This is a genomic window from Desulfoplanes sp., from assembly GCF_054921335.1.
This window is the reverse complement of record NZ_JBUDSQ010000008.1, coordinates 15,549-31,425: the sequence shown is the minus strand read 5'-3', so window position 1 is coordinate 31,425 and position 15,877 is coordinate 15,549. Positions and strand designations below refer to the sequence as shown.

Below are 15,877 nucleotides of genomic sequence, written 5' to 3'. Positions count from 1 at the left end.
CCTAGTGCGCGCCGCTGTGGAGCAAGGGTTTGTAGTTGAAGTCCTTGACCCGCTGGGAATTATGGCATTGGGTGCACGAGTCTATGGTCGGAGAGGGGATTATCAATACAGGGTCCCCGCCACTCTCCACATGGTCCTTGCCGGGCCCATGACAGGTCTCGCACCCGACATCGGCAAACTCCGGCGTTTTTTCATAGGACACGAACCCTCCTTTTTTGTACCCTGTCGTATGACATCGGAAACAGGTCTTCCGCTCAGCCGGCTCCAGCTTGGGCAACATCTTTTCCACGCCCTTCCAGGAATGCGCTTTTTTCGAATACTTCATAAAATTCGAGTATTCCTGCTCGTGGCACTCGGCACAGGACGTGGTTCCCATATAGTCACCAGCGACCACTCCCCCCGCACCGCACAATGCAACGATCATCCAAACCAGCCAGATCCGCAATCCTCGATACACCCGCCTCAACATCTCCCACCTTCCTTGTCACGCTGAACTGTAATTCCCGTGATGGTTTTTCAACACACGCGAAGGATATGAAAACGCAATCCTTCCGAACTTCTACGTATCCAACACCGTAAATAGTATCCTCACCCCGTGCCGTAGTGACAAGCAAGACTTGCGTCAATCAATTTTCACGGAACCATGGCCCAAAAAATAGTTCTTCGAAAAAACGAGCACTCCGGATCGGTTGTTCGGTACCCCAAAAAAGAAAAATGGGTTGGAACCCGGATCCGGAATAATGACAAATCTCAAAGCTTCCCGTAGAAGACACCTGTCCATTTCTAGAGTTATGACCATAATCGCATTCCTGGAGCCACTTTCTTGCAGAGGCAACCCCACTCGATGAAATACCGACCGATGAAAACCCTACAATCCTTTCTCAAGGCGCCCCAGCAAAAACCCATCGTTTGGACCCTGGTGACGTTCATTCTTTCCCTGACCGTTCTGGCCGCTGTTTTCCACGTACTGGACAAACGGACCGTGGAGCACCAGGAACAACTTTTCAACAAACAACAATACCGACAAACATATCTTGCTGCCAGGGGATTGACCCAGGTTTTCGATATGTACACCAACAAGTTCCCCCACCTTCTCAAAAAACCCATCGCTCAATTGTCTGACAAAAAAGTCGATTTTCCAACGTTCGGGAACAATGTCAAAAATATTGCCATGGCCTGTCCTGAAATGGTCTTTGGGGTTCTCTACCAATCCACGGATCCGGGTCGGGCCATCTTTTCCAGCGTTCCGGGGCAGGAACATTGGTACGCAGACTTCAGCCGACATTCCGTCTCCGGCAAACGGATGCCAACACCGTTCACAAAAGGATACCGATGCTGGATCGACTTTTTCGCCTCCCCGACCCGACAATTGGCACACATAACCGTCGACTTCTCCCCCGTTGCCGGCCACCGTACACTCCTGGGGCTGATCGTTGACATGGCCCCGATCGTTGCACGGTATATCGATCCGATACGCTCGGGGAAATACGGAGCGGCCTATCTCCTTTCCTCCGACGGGACCGTCTTGTTCGACCACGAATCCGCCATCATTGGCCGTAATGTCTTTGATTCTCTCCATGCCGGCCACGGGGATCTCCAGCGTATCGATAGACGCATGGTCCGCGAAAACCATGGAACCGGGACATATACATTCTCCGTCGCCCGGGGAGAGACCGTCAGGCGTAAACTCGTGGCCTGGACCGCGGCCCCCCTGCTCCCGACCCGGGAAAAATTCATCGTTGCCATCTCCGCACCGGACAACGAGGTCAACAAGCATCTGAACACACTCTGGCCACAGAGGTACATGCTCGCCGGCATCGTCACCCTCCTGGCCGTGACCTTAGCCGTGATCATCAACCAGATTCTCAGCAACAGACGCGTGGAAGCGGCCAGGCGTCAACTTGATCAGATCATCGATTTTCTTCCCGATGCCACCTTTGTTCTCGATGCATCCCATAGGGTCATCGCCTGGAACAAGGCCATGGAAAAGCTGACCAGTGTTCCCAAGTCAACAATCATCGGAAAAAAGGGGAGTTCCGTGCCCGATCTCGCCCCATACACCCCTTTTCTCGCCGAATGCCTGGATCTTGAGGAGAGTGAACTCGCCCGTTCCTACCCGTCATTGCAGCGGAATGACCAGGGCATAAACGCCGAAGAGTATATACCTGAATCCTACGGGGGACGTGGGTCCTTTGTATGGTTCACGGCGACCCGGCTCTTGGACGAACAGACAAAGGTACCGGCAACGATCCAGTGCATCCGGGATATTTCCGCATTCAAAAAGACCGAACTAGCCCTCAAACAGAGCCAGGAGCGTTTTTCCCTGGCCGTCGAGGCGAACAGTACCGGCATATGGGACTGGGACAGACGGACCGACAAGGTCTATTTTTCCAACCGATGGAAAAGAATGCTCGGCTATGCCCCGGAAGAATTCCCGGACACAATCGGGGCATGGAAGGAGATCATCCACCCCGGAGACCATGCCCCGGTCATGGCCGCCAACAACAATCTCTCTCCCGACAATCCGTGTTTTGAGATCGAGTACCGCATGAGATGTAAGGACGGAACGTACAAATGGATCCAGGGAAGGGGAACCGGACGTTGGGACGAACAGGGCAATATCTACCGCATGGCCGGTTCGCACATCGATATTTCGGAAAGAAAGATGAACGAGCTCGTGCTCGAGGCCCTATTGCGCATTTCCACCATGGCCAACCGGGTGCGCGACACCAAGTATCTTTTCAGGGAAATACACCAGACGCTCAAGGAACTCCTCGGTGCGGACAATTTCTTTATCGCCCTCTGGAACCCCGACAACCACATGATCACCTTTCCCTATTTCGTGGACGAATACGATTCAGGACGCTGCTACGACCATATTGAAACCGATCTCAACGAAGACCAACCCGGTCTGACCAACTGGGTTCTGCGCAACGAAAAACCCCTTTTTCTGACCCGGGAAAGTCCGCTCTTGGACCGGCGCAAAGGGCCCAAGCCCGTGGCCTGGCTCGGGGTGCCGATCATCATCGGCAGCCAGACAAGGGGGGTCCTTTGCGTCCAAGACTACCATGATGTTAACCGATTCAGGGAAAAAGACCTCGACGTTCTCTTCGCCATTGCCGAGCAGACGGCCCTGGCCCTCGACCGTAAGCAGGGTGAGGACCAAATGGCCTTTTATGCCATGCACGACCCGCTGACCGATCTGCCCAACAGGGCCCTGTTCTCGGACCGCCTCGACCGGTGCCTCAAACGCGCCAGACGTCACCAGAGCTACAATTTCGCTGTCATGATGATCGACCTGGACCGGTTCAAGACAATCAATGACAGCATGGGACACCCTACTGGCGACCACCTTCTGGTGGAATTGGCCAAGCGGATCGGTCCCCTCCTCAGGGGCGAGGATACCATTGCCCGGCTTGGCGGGGATGAATTCGCCATTCTCATCGAAGACTTCCACACCCCCCGAGAAATCATATCCGTGGCCAAACGTATCCTCGTAGCCATTACCCAACCCTTTAAGATAGAAGCCAAGACCGTCCATACCAACGCGAGCATCGGCATTGTCATCAATACGGCGGAGTATTCCCAAGCGGAAAATATCATCAGGGATGCGGATATCGCCATGTATGAGGCCAAGAAAAACGCACCGGGCAGATTCCGGGTATTCAACAAGCAGATGCACAATCAGGCCGTGGAGACCATGAGTCTTGAAAACGATCTCCGCAGGGCCATCGAACAACAGGAGATACAGGTTGCGTACCAACCGATATACTCCATTGACCCTCTGGGGATCAACGGATTTGAGGCCCTTGCCAGATGGGACCACCCGGACAAGGGACCTATCGGCCCGGATATTTTCATCCCCATAGCCGAGGAAACCGGCCTTATGCACCCTCTGGGTCTGCATGTCCTGGAAACGGCCTGCGCCACCCTCTCCCAGTGGCGGGGTTCTTCCGATCCAGATTTGGTCATGGCCGTAAATCTCTCCGCCCGCCAACTGACCCACCCATATCTGGTGGACCGCATTCAGGAAACACTCGAACGGCATGGCTTACCCGGCGGTGCATTGGAGATCGAAATCACCGAGTCCACGTTCATGGAACACCCCAGAACCAGCCATGTTGTGCTCAACAGGCTCAAAACGCTGGGAATCTATTTGGCCGTGGATGACTTTGGCACGGGGTATTCTTCCCTGTCCTATCTGCAAAAACTCCCGGTGGACACCCTCAAGGTCGACCGTTCGTTCATAAAGGATCTGGACACCAATCCCAAGAGCCGGGTCATCGCCAGGGCCATTCTGGCTCTGGCCCATTCACTGGACAAGGAGGTGGTCGCGGAGGGGGTGGAAACAAAGAACCAACTGGAATGGCTGGGCAATCTGGGGTGCGAGAAGGTGCAGGGCTTTTATTTGAGCAAGCCCCTCTTTAGAGAAGAGGCGGATCTGCTCTTGCGCCGGACAAAGGAAGGGTAACACTGGTGGGAACATGCCCAAAAAAAACATACCCCGCCCTGTCCCGCATAAGCAGGCGAGCGTTTGAACGGGGGCGGGTCTACCCGGAATCAGAGGCCGCGTCGGCCAGTGCCTGGGCGCGCATCTCCCTTAAATGCTCACCGGACCGTTTTCCCAGCCCCTGCCATGGTTTGCTAAGATGCACCTGCTTGACAATCTTCAAATCCCTAAGGACCAAGGCCGTCACCTCTTCTCCCCCATCGGCAACCGTGAGCGCACACAATCGAGCAAGCAATTTCTCCGAACCCACTGCGCCCAAAAGATCCACCCGGGTCCCCGGACGCAATTGCCCGTAGCGGGCCAGCACCATGTGCCATCTGGCCGCAGCCATCCCTGCCCGTACCATCGCCCCCGGCAGACGCAGCCGTCCCCCCATTTTTTGGGCAATGTCCACCCCTGCCCTGTCATGGCCATGGTGTGCCGGCCACAAACCAGGATCGGTAACGGTCTTCCCCAGATCATGACAAAGCCCCATCCATACGAGAAGCGGGTCGCCCGCCAGCCTGTCCATGACCTGACACGAGTGTTCGAACACCGACCCGTCATGGAATGGACGGGGGCCCGCAGGGATCGTTACCCCACGCTCCAATTCCTCGAACCATACGGACAGGGCGCCCACCTTTTGGCACATCCGCAGGAACATGGCGGGCACAGGACACGCCAGACCGGCCAGCAATTCCTTGCCCACACGTTCAGCCGGGAGCGTGCCGGTTCCTCCGGCAGCGACCACCCGATGCATGAGCCGCTCAAGCTCCGGATGCGCACAGAACCCCGGCAGACACGCAACAAAACGGGCCGCCCGGAACACCCTTGCGGGATCGACAAAAAAATTGGCCCCCGAGACCGGATAGAGAAGTTTCTCTTCCAGGTGCTCAAGGGCCCTGGGATGGGCAATGATCCTCCCCCGTGCGTCCTTGGCCAGGGCATTTATGGTTAGATCACGTTCGAGGAGATCCTCCTGGATGGTTGCGGCTCCAGAAAGGGTGTACTCGTCCCCGTCCACATAATAGACGGGCACCTTCTTCCCGACAGGCCTGGCATGGGGGAAGGCCTGCATAAAGGTCTCCTTGTCCGCTCCTATGACCGTATAGTCCCGGTCATGCACGGGCCTGCCAAGCAAACCATCCCGGACCGCCCCACCAACGAGATAGATTTGCAATCAATCACTCTCCTCGAGCAAAACCTGTATGGCCTCTGCAGATACCGGGCGGGAAAAAAAGTACCCCTGCCCAAAATCGCACTGCATGGACGAGAGCAGTTCCTTGTGCACGGACTGCTCGACCCCCTCCGCGACCACGTTGAGCCGCAAGCTGTGCGCCAACCGTATAATAGCCCGGACGATTTCCTGGTTGTCATTGTTCATGTGCATGTCGCGCACAAAACTTAGATCGATCTTGAGCTGGTCCACGGGAAACTTCTGCAAGTATCCCATCGATGAATATCCCGTACCGAAGTCATCGATGCTGAATTTGATCCCCATCTTCCGGAACAATTCGAGCTTGGTGACCACCTCCTTGGCATTGTCCATGATGACCGATTCCGTAATTTCGAGCTTTAAATATTCGGGGGGCAATCCGGTCTTGGCCAGGATGTAGGTCACCGAATCGACCAGGTCCGGTTGGACGAACTGCTTTGGGGACATGTTCACGGACAAGAGCAGCGGGGCACTTTGCGGAGAGAGTTTGCGCCAACGTACCATATCTTCACAGGCCCGGTTCAGAATAGTTTTGCCCAGCGAAACGATCAAGCCGCTCTCTTCGGCAAGGGGGATGAACCGTGCCGGCGGTATCGATCCTTTCAAGGGGTGGTCCCATCGGGCCAGGGCCTCGACGCCAGTTATTCCTCCGGATTCAAGCGAGATGATCGGCTGGTACGCAACAAAAAACTCATCGTTGGCAATGCCTTGACGGATGTCGTTCTCGAGGCTCATCGTTTCAACGGCGTTTTCGTGCATGTTCTTGCTGAACACCTTTAACCTGCCCCGCCCCAGACTTTTTGCCCTGTACATGGCGATATCCGCATCCCGCAAGATATCATCGGACCGTCCATACGCTCCATTTACAAAGACAATACCCACGCTCGCGCCGGAATACACCCTGTTCGAACCGATGACTATAGGCTTGGCGATCTCCCCGATGATCCGTTTGGCAATCCGGACCACATCCTGTTTGTCATCATAGGTATCAAGGATAACCCCGAACTCGTCCCCACCTAGCCGGGCCACGGTGTCCAAGGGTCGCAGACAGTTTTCCAACCGCCTGGCAACACGGACCAACAGGGCATCGCCGGTCAGATGTCCCAGGCTGTCGTTGACCAGTTTGAATCTGTCGAGATCGACCATGAATACCGCGGTTCCCTTCGATGGGTCGCGGTGGCAGCGCATCAGGAAATAGTCCAAGCGCTCCATGAAGAGGGCCCGGTTCGGGAGTTGTGTCAGGGTGTCATGGAGTGCCTGCCGGGTCAGTTCCGCCTCGTAGGACTTACGCTCGGAAATATCCGTGTATACGAATACACCACCGAGATTCTCTCCTCCAATAACCAGAGGATACCCCGTGATCGATACAGGAATAAGAACATCGTTTTTGTGCCTGCGCGTGGTTTCCACCTGGACGGTCTTTTCGGCAAGCACGGAGTGCAGATAGCGGACTTCGCTTTTCTTGTGGTCCTGGGGATAGAGGACCTCCCCCCCTCCCTCCTTCATCTCATGGAAATGGAATCCAAAAAGCCGAGTAAACCCCTCATTGACAAAGATGACCGCGCCCAAGGTATCCACCATACAGGTGGCCAGGGGAGAATTGGCCAAAAATTGTTGGAAGACCGTCATCTGTAGCTTCAGGGAATCCTTGAGTTCATGCTTTTTTCCGGTGCACCATGCCGATAAGATGACATGCCGCGAATCCGGAATCTCTGATTCCGTGACCACGGCCTCTTTTGCCTCCCCATGCCGGGATACAAAACATAGTTTGTAATCGACGGAGGAAACCCCGTCCCTGAAAAGGCGGGCATGCTGGTCCATAAAGATTTCTCCCATGCCTTCCGGGAGAATTTTTTGCAGCGGGAAGGCCGAGAGTTCCTTGGGGGAGTAACCGGTGAGTGAAGCGGCTTCACCGTTGACCATCAGTATCTCGCCCTCTTCATCAAGGATAAAAAAAGCACCACCGGATCTCTCGAACAGGGCGTGACTGAAGGCATCGTACTGCTTCAATGCCCCCAGGGCATTGTGCGAATCTGCTTCCGACATAAAAAAGGCCATCCCTTGCCTATAGCGCTTAAAACACGATCCTGTTCTTTCCCTGTGCCTTGGCAACATACATGTTCCGATCGGCCCGACCGATAAGTCTGGAAGAGGTCTCTCCGGGGTCGTATTCGGCCACGCCGACACTGATCGTTTTGTAAACATGTTCGCGGGACCCGGCGCACTGATCCTTCCGGGCAAAACCGTCCCTGATTCTGTCTGCAACGGCCACTGCCTCCCTGGCCTCTGTCTCGGGCAGGAGGATGACAAACTCCTCCCCCCCGTATCTGAAGGCGATGTCATTTTTTCTGACCATTTTCAAGATCACCTTGGCCAAACACACGAGGACCTGATCACCACTTAGATGGCCGTATGTGTCGTTGTACTGCTTGAAATCATCAATATCCATCAGGATGAGGGACAATGCGTGCCCATACCTGTTGCACCGCTCGAGCTCGGATTCTATCTGACTGAAAAAATACCGTGCATTGTAGAGTCCCGTGAGCCCATCCTTGATACTCAGATCACGGAACTTCCGCTCGCTTTCACGGAGCTCTTCCTCAATATGTTTGCGCTCCGCGATCTCACGCTCCAGGTCCGCAGTACGTGCACGCACCTCCTCCTCGAGATGTTTCTGGTACCGGGCATTTTCGCAGATCAGCCGACCGCGCTCCATGGCCATATTCACCGCATGGTCGAGCACGGCAAAGTTGGTCAACGGCTTGGTGACAAAATCCCATGCCCCAGTCCGCAGGGCATCGATGGCATCCTGGAGCACCCCTGTACCGGAAACGACGATAACCGGTGTTTCCGGGGATCTTCTGGTGATCTGTTCCATGACCTCGAGCCCATCGACCTCAGGCATACGCAGATCGACCAAAACAAGATCCGGCCGGTTCGAGGCGAACAGATCCAGTCCCTGTTGTCCTCCATGGCCGAGGAGTACCTTGAACCCCCGCTCCCCCATATAGTCTCCCAATGTTTCCAGGATAAGGGGTTCGTCATCGATAATGAGCACTGATGCCGGTTCTCTGTCCATGTGATCATCCTTTTTCTTGTGGATCCAAACGGTTGCAGTCCTTCACCTGGCAAAATTCTCCCCGTGTCCCACCCTCTTGCGCTCCGGGATATTGACAACAAAACCCGGATGCTTATTTTCTATTTTCGCCAAAAAGGCTACGTCCCATACCTCCCTGCGGCGGCATGGGCACCATGCCGCCGCAGGGAGGCGGGTTCCGGGCACGGTCCATTTGACAAAGCCCTACCCGCCATTTACCAAGCACCGAACTTTTTTGAACAGAGGAGGGAAACCATGTTTGAATTGACCAAGGCTGCCCAGGAGCAGCTGGAGAGACAGTTTGAAAATCAGGAAATAATACCCATCCGGGTATATATGGCCGCGGGCTGAGGCGGTCCGCGCCTGGCACTTGCTCTGGATGAGCAAAAAGAAACCGACAACGCATACTCCTTTGGCGACTTCACCTTTGTGGTCGACAAGGCTTTGATGACAACAGCAGCACCTATCAAGATAGAATTCGACCAGCATTACGGATTTTCCGTATCCTCGAGCATGAAAATGGACCAGTCCGATTGCTCAGGGTGTAGTGGGTCTTGTTCCTGCTGATAATCCTAAAAAAAATATATTGCAAATAAAAAGGACCGGAGTACCGGTCCTTTTTTTTGTTCCACTGCAGGCCACTGCTAGCTAGCCGACCTCAGATCACCCCCCATTCCTTGGCCACATCACCGGGATTGATAACGCAATATCCCTTGTCCTGGAGCGATCCGATTACCGGACCGGGATCCTCAACACCGATCCGGAATACGACCAGCCGTTTATTGGCGTGATAAAACGTCCCGGTGGCGATGATGTTGACCCCCATATCGGAAATGGTCCGGGTCACTCCGGCCATGATCCCACTCCTATCCTCCACCTCGAGACAAATGCGGCTTCCGGATTGGGTCAAGCCCATCTCTTCGACCAAAACTTCCAGCATGACGCTGCGGCTGATATACCCCAAAAAACGGTTGGCCCCGTCCACAACGGCCAGCCCTGCAAGATTTTGTTCATACATTATCTGGGCGGCGCGCTCGATCTCCATTTCCGGCTGGACGCTCGGTGCATTTTTCTTGACGACTTCCTTGACCGTCAATTCTCCCAGAAGATAATTGAGTTCATGTTTGCTCAGGGTGGTTGCCGGGGAAGGGAGGGCCGAACGGATGTCCTCCTTGGTCACATATCCCACCAGCTTGCCGTCCTTGAGGACCATCAGCATCCACAGCCTGTTTTTCTCCATGATCCGATCGGCCTCCACAATCAGGGTATCCGGATCGATGGTCGGCGTATCCTTGATCATCTTCAGTCCAACAAACATATTTGCTCCTTGTTGTTATTCCAATATCAGCGGTTGTACAAAACAATCGTTGTATAGCCGACCGGCCGTCCTGCTGACCGACCACGCCGTGCCCTTCCGATCCCCTTTGATTACGTGGTCATGGTTCCTGGGTCAACAACTCCGCCTGTTTTTTCATTGCATTTTCTTGCAATTTGCAACATCGTTTTTCAACGCTCCGGCCACATTCCAGTGATATGGCAGGGGATCGCCACCACCTGTGAGATGTACCACATTCCGCCCCCCAGGTTCCATGCGAAAGAATTCCAGAAATCGACCCCTTCCAGGAGAGGGCGCTGCAGCCGCATCGTCCTTGATATATTGCCTGGCCATCCTTTCCATGATCGCAGCGTCTGCAGGTCCGTTCTGCCCCCACGTATTGGCCGCTCCGCCACGGCTGTATTTTTCAAAGAATGCGCCCCCCCCCTCCAGTATATCCTATACGGTCAAGCCGGGGGATCATCTCTATGCCATCATCCGGGAACAGGGGGTCCCCCAAAAGAATATTCCAGAAGTCATAGAGCGTATCCGCACACTCAACCCGGCCTTTGATCCCGATCAGCCCATCCATCCGGGCCAGGTCATCCGGCTACCACTTCCGGAAAAAACACAGGACAAGGGGTCCGGGCCCCCATCACGAAAAAAACGCCCGGACCCCCTTTCCCGGTCCACTCCTCCGAACCAGCAAACAACCTACACGTTCAAACGGGGAGACACCCTCTTTGGGGTTCTGCAACGCATAACCGGCATGGGGACCCAACAGATCATCCATACGTATATGGACCGGTTCCTCTCGTCCAACCCGACCCTCACCAATATCAACCTGGTACATCCCGGCCAGACCATTGCCGTCCCACATCCCGCCGGGAGCAACCTTCCGGAAGAAGAGAACGCTAGCGTTCTTGTACGCAAGGTCGTCGCACCTTCGCCTTTGCCGCCTTCCGACCGACCAATCCACGGACATCTTCCTCCCGATCAGGCAAAAATATACACGACGACATTTCTGGAACGGCTCGGTTTTACCGTCACTCCCGGCAAAGCGGTCTTTTTTCCCCGCCCAGGCAAGGGGTGGTTGCGCATAGAAACAACCCCCACCCCAATCATGGAAGCCCCCTGGGGCCAGACACTGGTTCTTGTTCCCCGATCAAAAAGCGAACGTTTTCCAAAGGACATTGGTACTGCGGGTCTTTTTCCGTGCGTAGTCCCCGACAACTGGTACCCCCGCAGCGTCATGCGCTCTCTGGCACAACGGTTTCCGGAAAAGATATCCCTCTATCCGGCCAATGCGGCCGTTGAGCGTGACGTCGGTTCCCTGCACATCACATTGCAAAACGCCCTGGTCGTGACCGCAATGTGGTCCTCTCCCCAGAAGACATCCGCGTTCTTGGTCACTCAGGAAGGGGCGGCCGCGTTCCCGCCCCCCCTGGCCCCATTGCTTGACCGTGCAAACATCACACTCAACCAATGGCGAAAAACGGCAAACAACCGTCTCTGTCCGATACCCAGAACAGCAATCAATCCCGGAGACATCTACATCCCTTCTGTTTTTCGGGGGGATCTGCCCGACCTCGCCAAACACCGACAGGGGACGACGTTTCCCGTTCCCGGACTGCCTCCTCTTCCCGGCATACTCCCCCAGCCGACAAACATGACCCTGCACTGGCGAGCGGGCAAGGCCAGGATATCCCTCAGGACACGGACCCTTGGGTTGGCCACGGAGGAGTGCCCCATCATCCTCCTTGACCCGGAAATGAAAGCCCCCTATCTCGTCGCACTGCTCGGACTCAAGGGCATTTCCTGTTATCTTCTCGAGAACGGCGCCCCCGATCCCCCAAAGGGACAATGATTCTTCTTTGGGGTGGTACCGTCCCGCAAGAATCTGCGCCACGGACACCAAAGCGTCCCTGACCGTCCCTACCACGGGCATCCGGCCCGGCGACCGGTAGGTTCACACCCCCAAAACAACAGCGGACACACTCATGGCCATACATATCCGATTCTATGGACAACTCCGGAACATCCCTGCTGACAAACAAGGGCAGATACACGAGCTGTTCAAAGATTTCGAAATCTTTGAACAGCACAACGCCCTGGATTTCGAATATGAGGGGGTCTATATCGACCATATGCCCTATCTTGAAAATATCCAGGGTATCCTGGGCCACAACGCCAACGGCCAGGTCGATATGATAGACCTCATTGAATGGAAAATGTATCGCTATGTCATCCACCAGGGATCGATCGACGAGCATGACATACCCCTGAACGAAGTTCTGGAAAAATATAGCATCGAATAACAAGAGCGACAAAAGGCAACACCCGCTCGATTATGGATGAAAAACCTGTTGCAAAGCCACCGTTGTCCTGTTTATGGGTACAATGCTGTTTGGCGCGCGGTAGTGTACCGATTTCCTGGAAAGGAACCATGCCGACAGAAGAAACGCCCCCGCAACTCCACACGAAAACCTTGCAACCCAACCGAATATGAATCCTTCACATCCCAAAAAGACCTCGTTTGACGTCATCATAGTCGGCGGTGGCCCCGCAGGGCTCTTTTCCGCCTACTACCTTTCCGCGCACTCGAACCTGAGTGTCCTGCTCATCGAAAAGGGCAAACCCTCCCTCAAAAGAAAATGCCCCATCAGCGGGGAAGAACATGGCGAATGCATCAAATGCAGGCCATGCAATATCCTTTCGGGCATCGGCGGGGCCGGGCTTTTTTCCGACGGAAAACTCAATTTCATCCACAAATTGGGCAAAACCGACCTGACACAATTCCTGCCTGTGTCCAAGGCCAGAGCACTCATCGAAGAGACCGAAGCGATATTTAACGCCTATGGCATGGATGGCCAGGTCTACCCTACAGACATGGACACCGCCGAGGCCATCCGCAGACGTTCACGCAAACATGGTGTCGATCTGTTGCTCATCAAACAGAAGCATCTGGGCAGTGACCGCTTGCCACACCACATGTCCAACATGGTTTCGGCCATGCGTGAGAATATCGCCATACACACCTCGGAAACAGCTAAAGATATTGTCGTGGAGCGGGGCAAGGTCAGGGGGGTGGTCACCAACCGGGCAACATATACGGCCAAGAATGTCATCCTGGCCCCCGGCAGGGTCGGGGCCGAGTGGATGGGGACCATTGCCAACAAGCACCAACTCCCTCTATACCAACGGGGAATAGAGGTCGGCGTCCGAGTGGAGGTCCACAAGGAAATCATGCAGGATCTCTGCGAGATCATCTATGACCCGACCTTCTTCATCCAGACCCAGAAATACGACGACCAGACCAGGACATTCTGCACCAACCAGGGAGGATACGTGGCCCTGGAAAACTACCAGGATTTCGTATGCGTGAACGGACACGCCTACATGGACAAAAAGTCCGACAACACCAATTTCGCCTTCCTTTCCAAGGTGGTCCTGAACGACCCGGTGACGGACAACCAGGCATACGGAGAATCCATCGGCAAGCTGGCCAGCCTTATCGGCGGGGGCAAGCCACTGCTGCAGCGGTTCGGGGATCTCAAGCGGGGACGGAGGTCCACCTGGTCCCGGATCCGGAAAAGCTATGTGGAACCGACCCTGACCAATGTGGTCTGTGGGGATCTGGCCATGGCCCTGCCCGAGAGGATCCTGACCAACATCGTCGAGGGGCTGGAAAAGCTCAATCTCGCTGTTCCGGGCATCGCCAACAACGAAACCCTGCTCTACGCCCCTGAAATCAAGTTTTTCGCCACCCAGGTGGAAACGAGCAACGAACTTGAAACGGCCATCAAGGGGCTGTTCGTTGCCGGAGACGGGCCAGGGGTTGCCGGAAACATCGTTTCGGCCAGTGCCACCGGACTCATCCCGGCCAAGGCCATTATAGACCGGCAGGATTGATCAGGCCCCACGGAGGTTTTGATCACTTATGCAACAGATTTTCCTCAGCAGGTGACACCATGAAATTACTCAGCGGCCTGAGCCGACTCTTCTTCTACCTGACATTCTTCCCCTTTCTTCTTGGATTGCTGGCCTTTGCCAACTGGTTGGTTCCCCTATTCGTCTAGCACAAAAGGTTTGCCATGGTCGCACGCTTTGCCCACCCCCGGGGTGTCCTGGCCGATTTGCTGGACATGGACCCGCAAAAAATTCCTGAACGCTGGCTCCGGGACAAAGAGGTCTTCGCTCTGGTCACCGAATACTACAGCCCTTCTCTCGAGGTTCTTCGAGGACTCGAAGAACCCGACCCAACGGTGATCCCACAACTCGATGCCGTGGGCACGACACGTGATAAGGACGAGTACGCCACGCGGGTGGCGGCCAGGATCGCCGTTTTGGAGAAAAAAAAACAGGGACGGAAAAAAGGGTTTTTTTCCGTCCTGCATGGATGGTTGCATCGGTAGGGGGTGGGGGCGCACCGGTGTCTTCGCCCCTACGGTATATGCTCCCCCTGCAAAATAACACACATTTTTTATAACTGCGCACTTTTCCCACCTCCAAGGACCCGACATGCCCCATCCCCTGCCCATCCTGATCATGAACGGCCCCAACCTGGGATATATCGGCAAACGCCGGCCCGAGGTCTATGGCTCCGAAACCATGGACGGCATCCCGGCCATGCTCACGACAATCATGGGAGACAATGCGGCCCGGATCGGTTTGGACTTCTTCCAGTCCAACAGCGAGGGCGTACTCATCGACCGTTTGGAACGGGCATGGAAGGACAAGACCGCCGGCCTCGTTCTCAACGCCGGAGCCTACACCCACACCAGCCTGGCCCTGGCCGATTGTCTGGCCTGGATCGATATCCCGTGCATCGAAATCCACATCAGCAACGTCCACGCCCGGTCCAATCCATTACGGCACACGAGCCTCATCGCGCCCTCCTGCATCGGCACCATTGCGGGTCTGGGCGTTATGGGCTATGTATATGGGATCCAGGCATTGTTTTATCACCACAAAAAAATGCGCAGGGCGTAAGTCCGGGATGCCGGCATTGGTTCTGTCCCCTGGATCTCATATCCCGTACCCTCTATCTGTTATCCTGTATCCTATATCCATTTTTTCCATCTTCCCGAGGAGTATATCATGATTTCAACAACCGATTTCAAAAAAGGCAAAAAAATCGAGATCGACGGTGATCCCTGCGAGATCCTTGACTTCCAGCATTTCAAACCCGGCAAGGGCGGTGCGTTCATGCGCACAAAGTGGCGCAATCTGCTCACCGGTTCGGTCGTGGAAAAAAACTTCCGCGCCGGGACCAAATTTCCCGAGCCGGACGTGGAGACCAAAGAAATGCAGTACCTGTACAACGACGGCAGTGCCTATGTATTCATGGATCTGACCACCTACGAGCAGACCTCCGTGGAAGAAGAGATCATGGCCGGGAAGGGCGGGTACATCAAGGACGGCCAGACCATCAAGATCATGAACTATCAGGGACGACCCATTGACCTGGAGATTCCCCTGTCAGTGGTCCTTGAAGTGACCAGCACGGATCCCGGTCTCAAGGGGGACACGGTCAGCGGTGCAAACAAACCCGCCACCCTGGAAACCGGGGTCACGGTCAGCGTCCCTCTATTCATCAATGAGGGGGACAAGATCAAGGTGGACACCAGAACCGGGGATTACCAGGGAAGGGAAAACGGATAACCGTTCCTTTTTCTCACGGAATCCGACACTGACATGCAGCACACAAAGGCCAAGGACATCGTCCCGTGGCCTTTGTGTGCTTTTGGAACAAGGCAC

13 protein-coding genes are annotated in these 15,877 nt (G+C 55.0%); 8 read left to right on the top strand and 5 right to left on the bottom strand.

Features of this window, described 5'->3' with window-relative positions:
- Nucleotide 1: 1 nt before the first annotated feature.
- Nucleotides 2-424, bottom strand: a complete 423-nt coding sequence (locus ACY692_RS03175) for a multiheme c-type cytochrome (protein ID WP_462323888.1) — start codon at nucleotides 422-424, stop codon at nucleotides 2-4.
- Between the two features lie 435 nt (nucleotides 425-859).
- Between ACY692_RS03175 and ACY692_RS03170 the strand changes: the two genes are divergently transcribed.
- Nucleotides 860-4,471 (top strand): EAL domain-containing protein, encoded by a 3,612-nt coding sequence (locus tag ACY692_RS03170; RefSeq protein ID WP_462323887.1) that lies wholly within the window; start codon nucleotides 860-862, stop codon nucleotides 4,469-4,471.
- 79 nt (nucleotides 4,472-4,550) lie between these two features.
- Here the strand turns inward: ACY692_RS03170 and ACY692_RS03165 are convergent, their stop codons facing one another.
- Genes ACY692_RS03165 through ACY692_RS03155 form a run of 3 tightly spaced genes read right to left on the bottom strand, consistent with a single transcriptional unit; the run spans nucleotide 4,551 to nucleotide 8,784 of the window.
- Entirely contained in the window at nucleotides 4,551-5,669 is a 1,119-nt protein-coding gene (locus tag ACY692_RS03165; protein ID WP_462323886.1) for an HD domain-containing protein, read from the bottom strand.
- Nucleotides 5,670-7,751: an EAL domain-containing protein gene (locus ACY692_RS03160; protein WP_462323885.1), complete on the bottom strand. Its 2,082-nt coding sequence runs from the start codon at nucleotides 7,749-7,751 to the stop codon at nucleotides 5,670-5,672. It abuts the gene before it with no gap.
- 28 nt (nucleotides 7,752-7,779) lie between these two features.
- Nucleotides 7,780-8,784, bottom strand: a complete 1,005-nt coding sequence (locus ACY692_RS03155) for a GGDEF domain-containing response regulator (RefSeq protein WP_462323884.1) — start codon at nucleotides 8,782-8,784, stop codon at nucleotides 7,780-7,782.
- 273 nt (nucleotides 8,785-9,057) lie between these two features.
- Here ACY692_RS03155 and ACY692_RS03150 point away from each other — a divergent pair, with 273 nt between their 5' ends.
- Complete coding sequence (locus ACY692_RS03150; protein ID WP_462323883.1) at nucleotides 9,058-9,369, top strand: IscA/HesB family protein; 312 nt, start codon at nucleotides 9,058-9,060, stop codon at nucleotides 9,367-9,369.
- Between the two features lie 91 nt (nucleotides 9,370-9,460).
- Here the strand turns inward: ACY692_RS03150 and ACY692_RS03145 are convergent, their stop codons facing one another.
- Nucleotides 9,461-10,120: a CBS and ACT domain-containing protein gene (locus tag ACY692_RS03145; RefSeq protein WP_462323882.1), complete on the bottom strand. Its 660-nt coding sequence runs from the start codon at nucleotides 10,118-10,120 to the stop codon at nucleotides 9,461-9,463.
- Nucleotides 10,121-10,391: 271 nt separating this feature from the next.
- Here ACY692_RS03145 and ACY692_RS03140 point away from each other — a divergent pair, with 271 nt between their 5' ends.
- The 6 genes from ACY692_RS03140 to efp all read left to right on the top strand — a co-directional run bounded on the left by ACY692_RS03140 (nucleotide 10,392) and on the right by efp (nucleotide 15,781).
- Entirely contained in the window at nucleotides 10,392-11,984 is a 1,593-nt protein-coding gene (locus tag ACY692_RS03140; protein ID WP_462323881.1) for a LysM peptidoglycan-binding domain-containing protein, read from the top strand.
- Nucleotides 11,985-12,117: 133 nt separating this feature from the next.
- Entirely contained in the window at nucleotides 12,118-12,435 is a 318-nt protein-coding gene (locus tag ACY692_RS03135; protein ID WP_462323880.1) for a hypothetical protein, read from the top strand.
- A gap of 187 nt (nucleotides 12,436-12,622) precedes the next feature.
- Nucleotides 12,623-14,029 (top strand): NAD(P)/FAD-dependent oxidoreductase, encoded by a 1,407-nt coding sequence (locus ACY692_RS03130; RefSeq protein WP_462323879.1) that lies wholly within the window; start codon nucleotides 12,623-12,625, stop codon nucleotides 14,027-14,029.
- 182 nt (nucleotides 14,030-14,211) lie between these two features.
- Nucleotides 14,212-14,532, top strand: coding sequence for a hypothetical protein (locus ACY692_RS03125; protein WP_462323878.1), 321 nt, complete (start codon nucleotides 14,212-14,214; stop codon nucleotides 14,530-14,532).
- 106 nt (nucleotides 14,533-14,638) lie between these two features.
- Nucleotides 14,639-15,109 carry a type II 3-dehydroquinate dehydratase gene (locus tag ACY692_RS03120; RefSeq protein WP_462323877.1) on the top strand — a complete coding sequence of 157 codons (471 nt, stop codon included), beginning with the start codon at nucleotides 14,639-14,641 and terminating at the stop codon, nucleotides 15,107-15,109.
- 108 nt (nucleotides 15,110-15,217) lie between these two features.
- A complete protein-coding gene (gene efp, locus ACY692_RS03115) occupies nucleotides 15,218-15,781 on the top strand; it encodes an elongation factor P (protein WP_462323876.1) in 564 nt (187 codons plus the stop codon).
- Nucleotides 15,782-15,877: the final 96 nt, after the last annotated feature.

Coding starts and splice junctions, on each gene's coding strand:
- ACY692_RS03175 (WP_462323888.1), bottom strand. CDS start 424: ATGATCGTTGCATTGTGCGGTGCGGGGGGAGTGGTCGCTGGTGACTAT.
- ACY692_RS03170 (WP_462323887.1), top strand. CDS start 860: ATGAAAACCCTACAATCCTTTCTCAAGGCGCCCCAGCAAAAACCCATC.
- ACY692_RS03160 (WP_462323885.1), bottom strand. CDS start 7,751: ATGTCGGAAGCAGATTCGCACAATGCCCTGGGGGCATTGAAGCAGTAC.
- ACY692_RS03155 (WP_462323884.1), bottom strand. CDS start 8,784: ATGGACAGAGAACCGGCATCAGTGCTCATTATCGATGACGAACCCCTT.
- ACY692_RS03145 (WP_462323882.1), bottom strand. CDS start 10,120: ATGTTTGTTGGACTGAAGATGATCAAGGATACGCCGACCATCGATCCG.
- ACY692_RS03140 (WP_462323881.1), top strand. CDS start 10,392: ATGCGAAAGAATTCCAGAAATCGACCCCTTCCAGGAGAGGGCGCTGCA.
- ACY692_RS03135 (WP_462323880.1), top strand. CDS start 12,118: ATGGCCATACATATCCGATTCTATGGACAACTCCGGAACATCCCTGCT.
- ACY692_RS03130 (WP_462323879.1), top strand. CDS start 12,623: ATGAATCCTTCACATCCCAAAAAGACCTCGTTTGACGTCATCATAGTC.
- ACY692_RS03125 (WP_462323878.1), top strand. CDS start 14,212: ATGGTCGCACGCTTTGCCCACCCCCGGGGTGTCCTGGCCGATTTGCTG.
- ACY692_RS03120 (WP_462323877.1), top strand. CDS start 14,639: ATGCCCCATCCCCTGCCCATCCTGATCATGAACGGCCCCAACCTGGGA.
- efp (WP_462323876.1), top strand. CDS start 15,218: ATGATTTCAACAACCGATTTCAAAAAAGGCAAAAAAATCGAGATCGAC.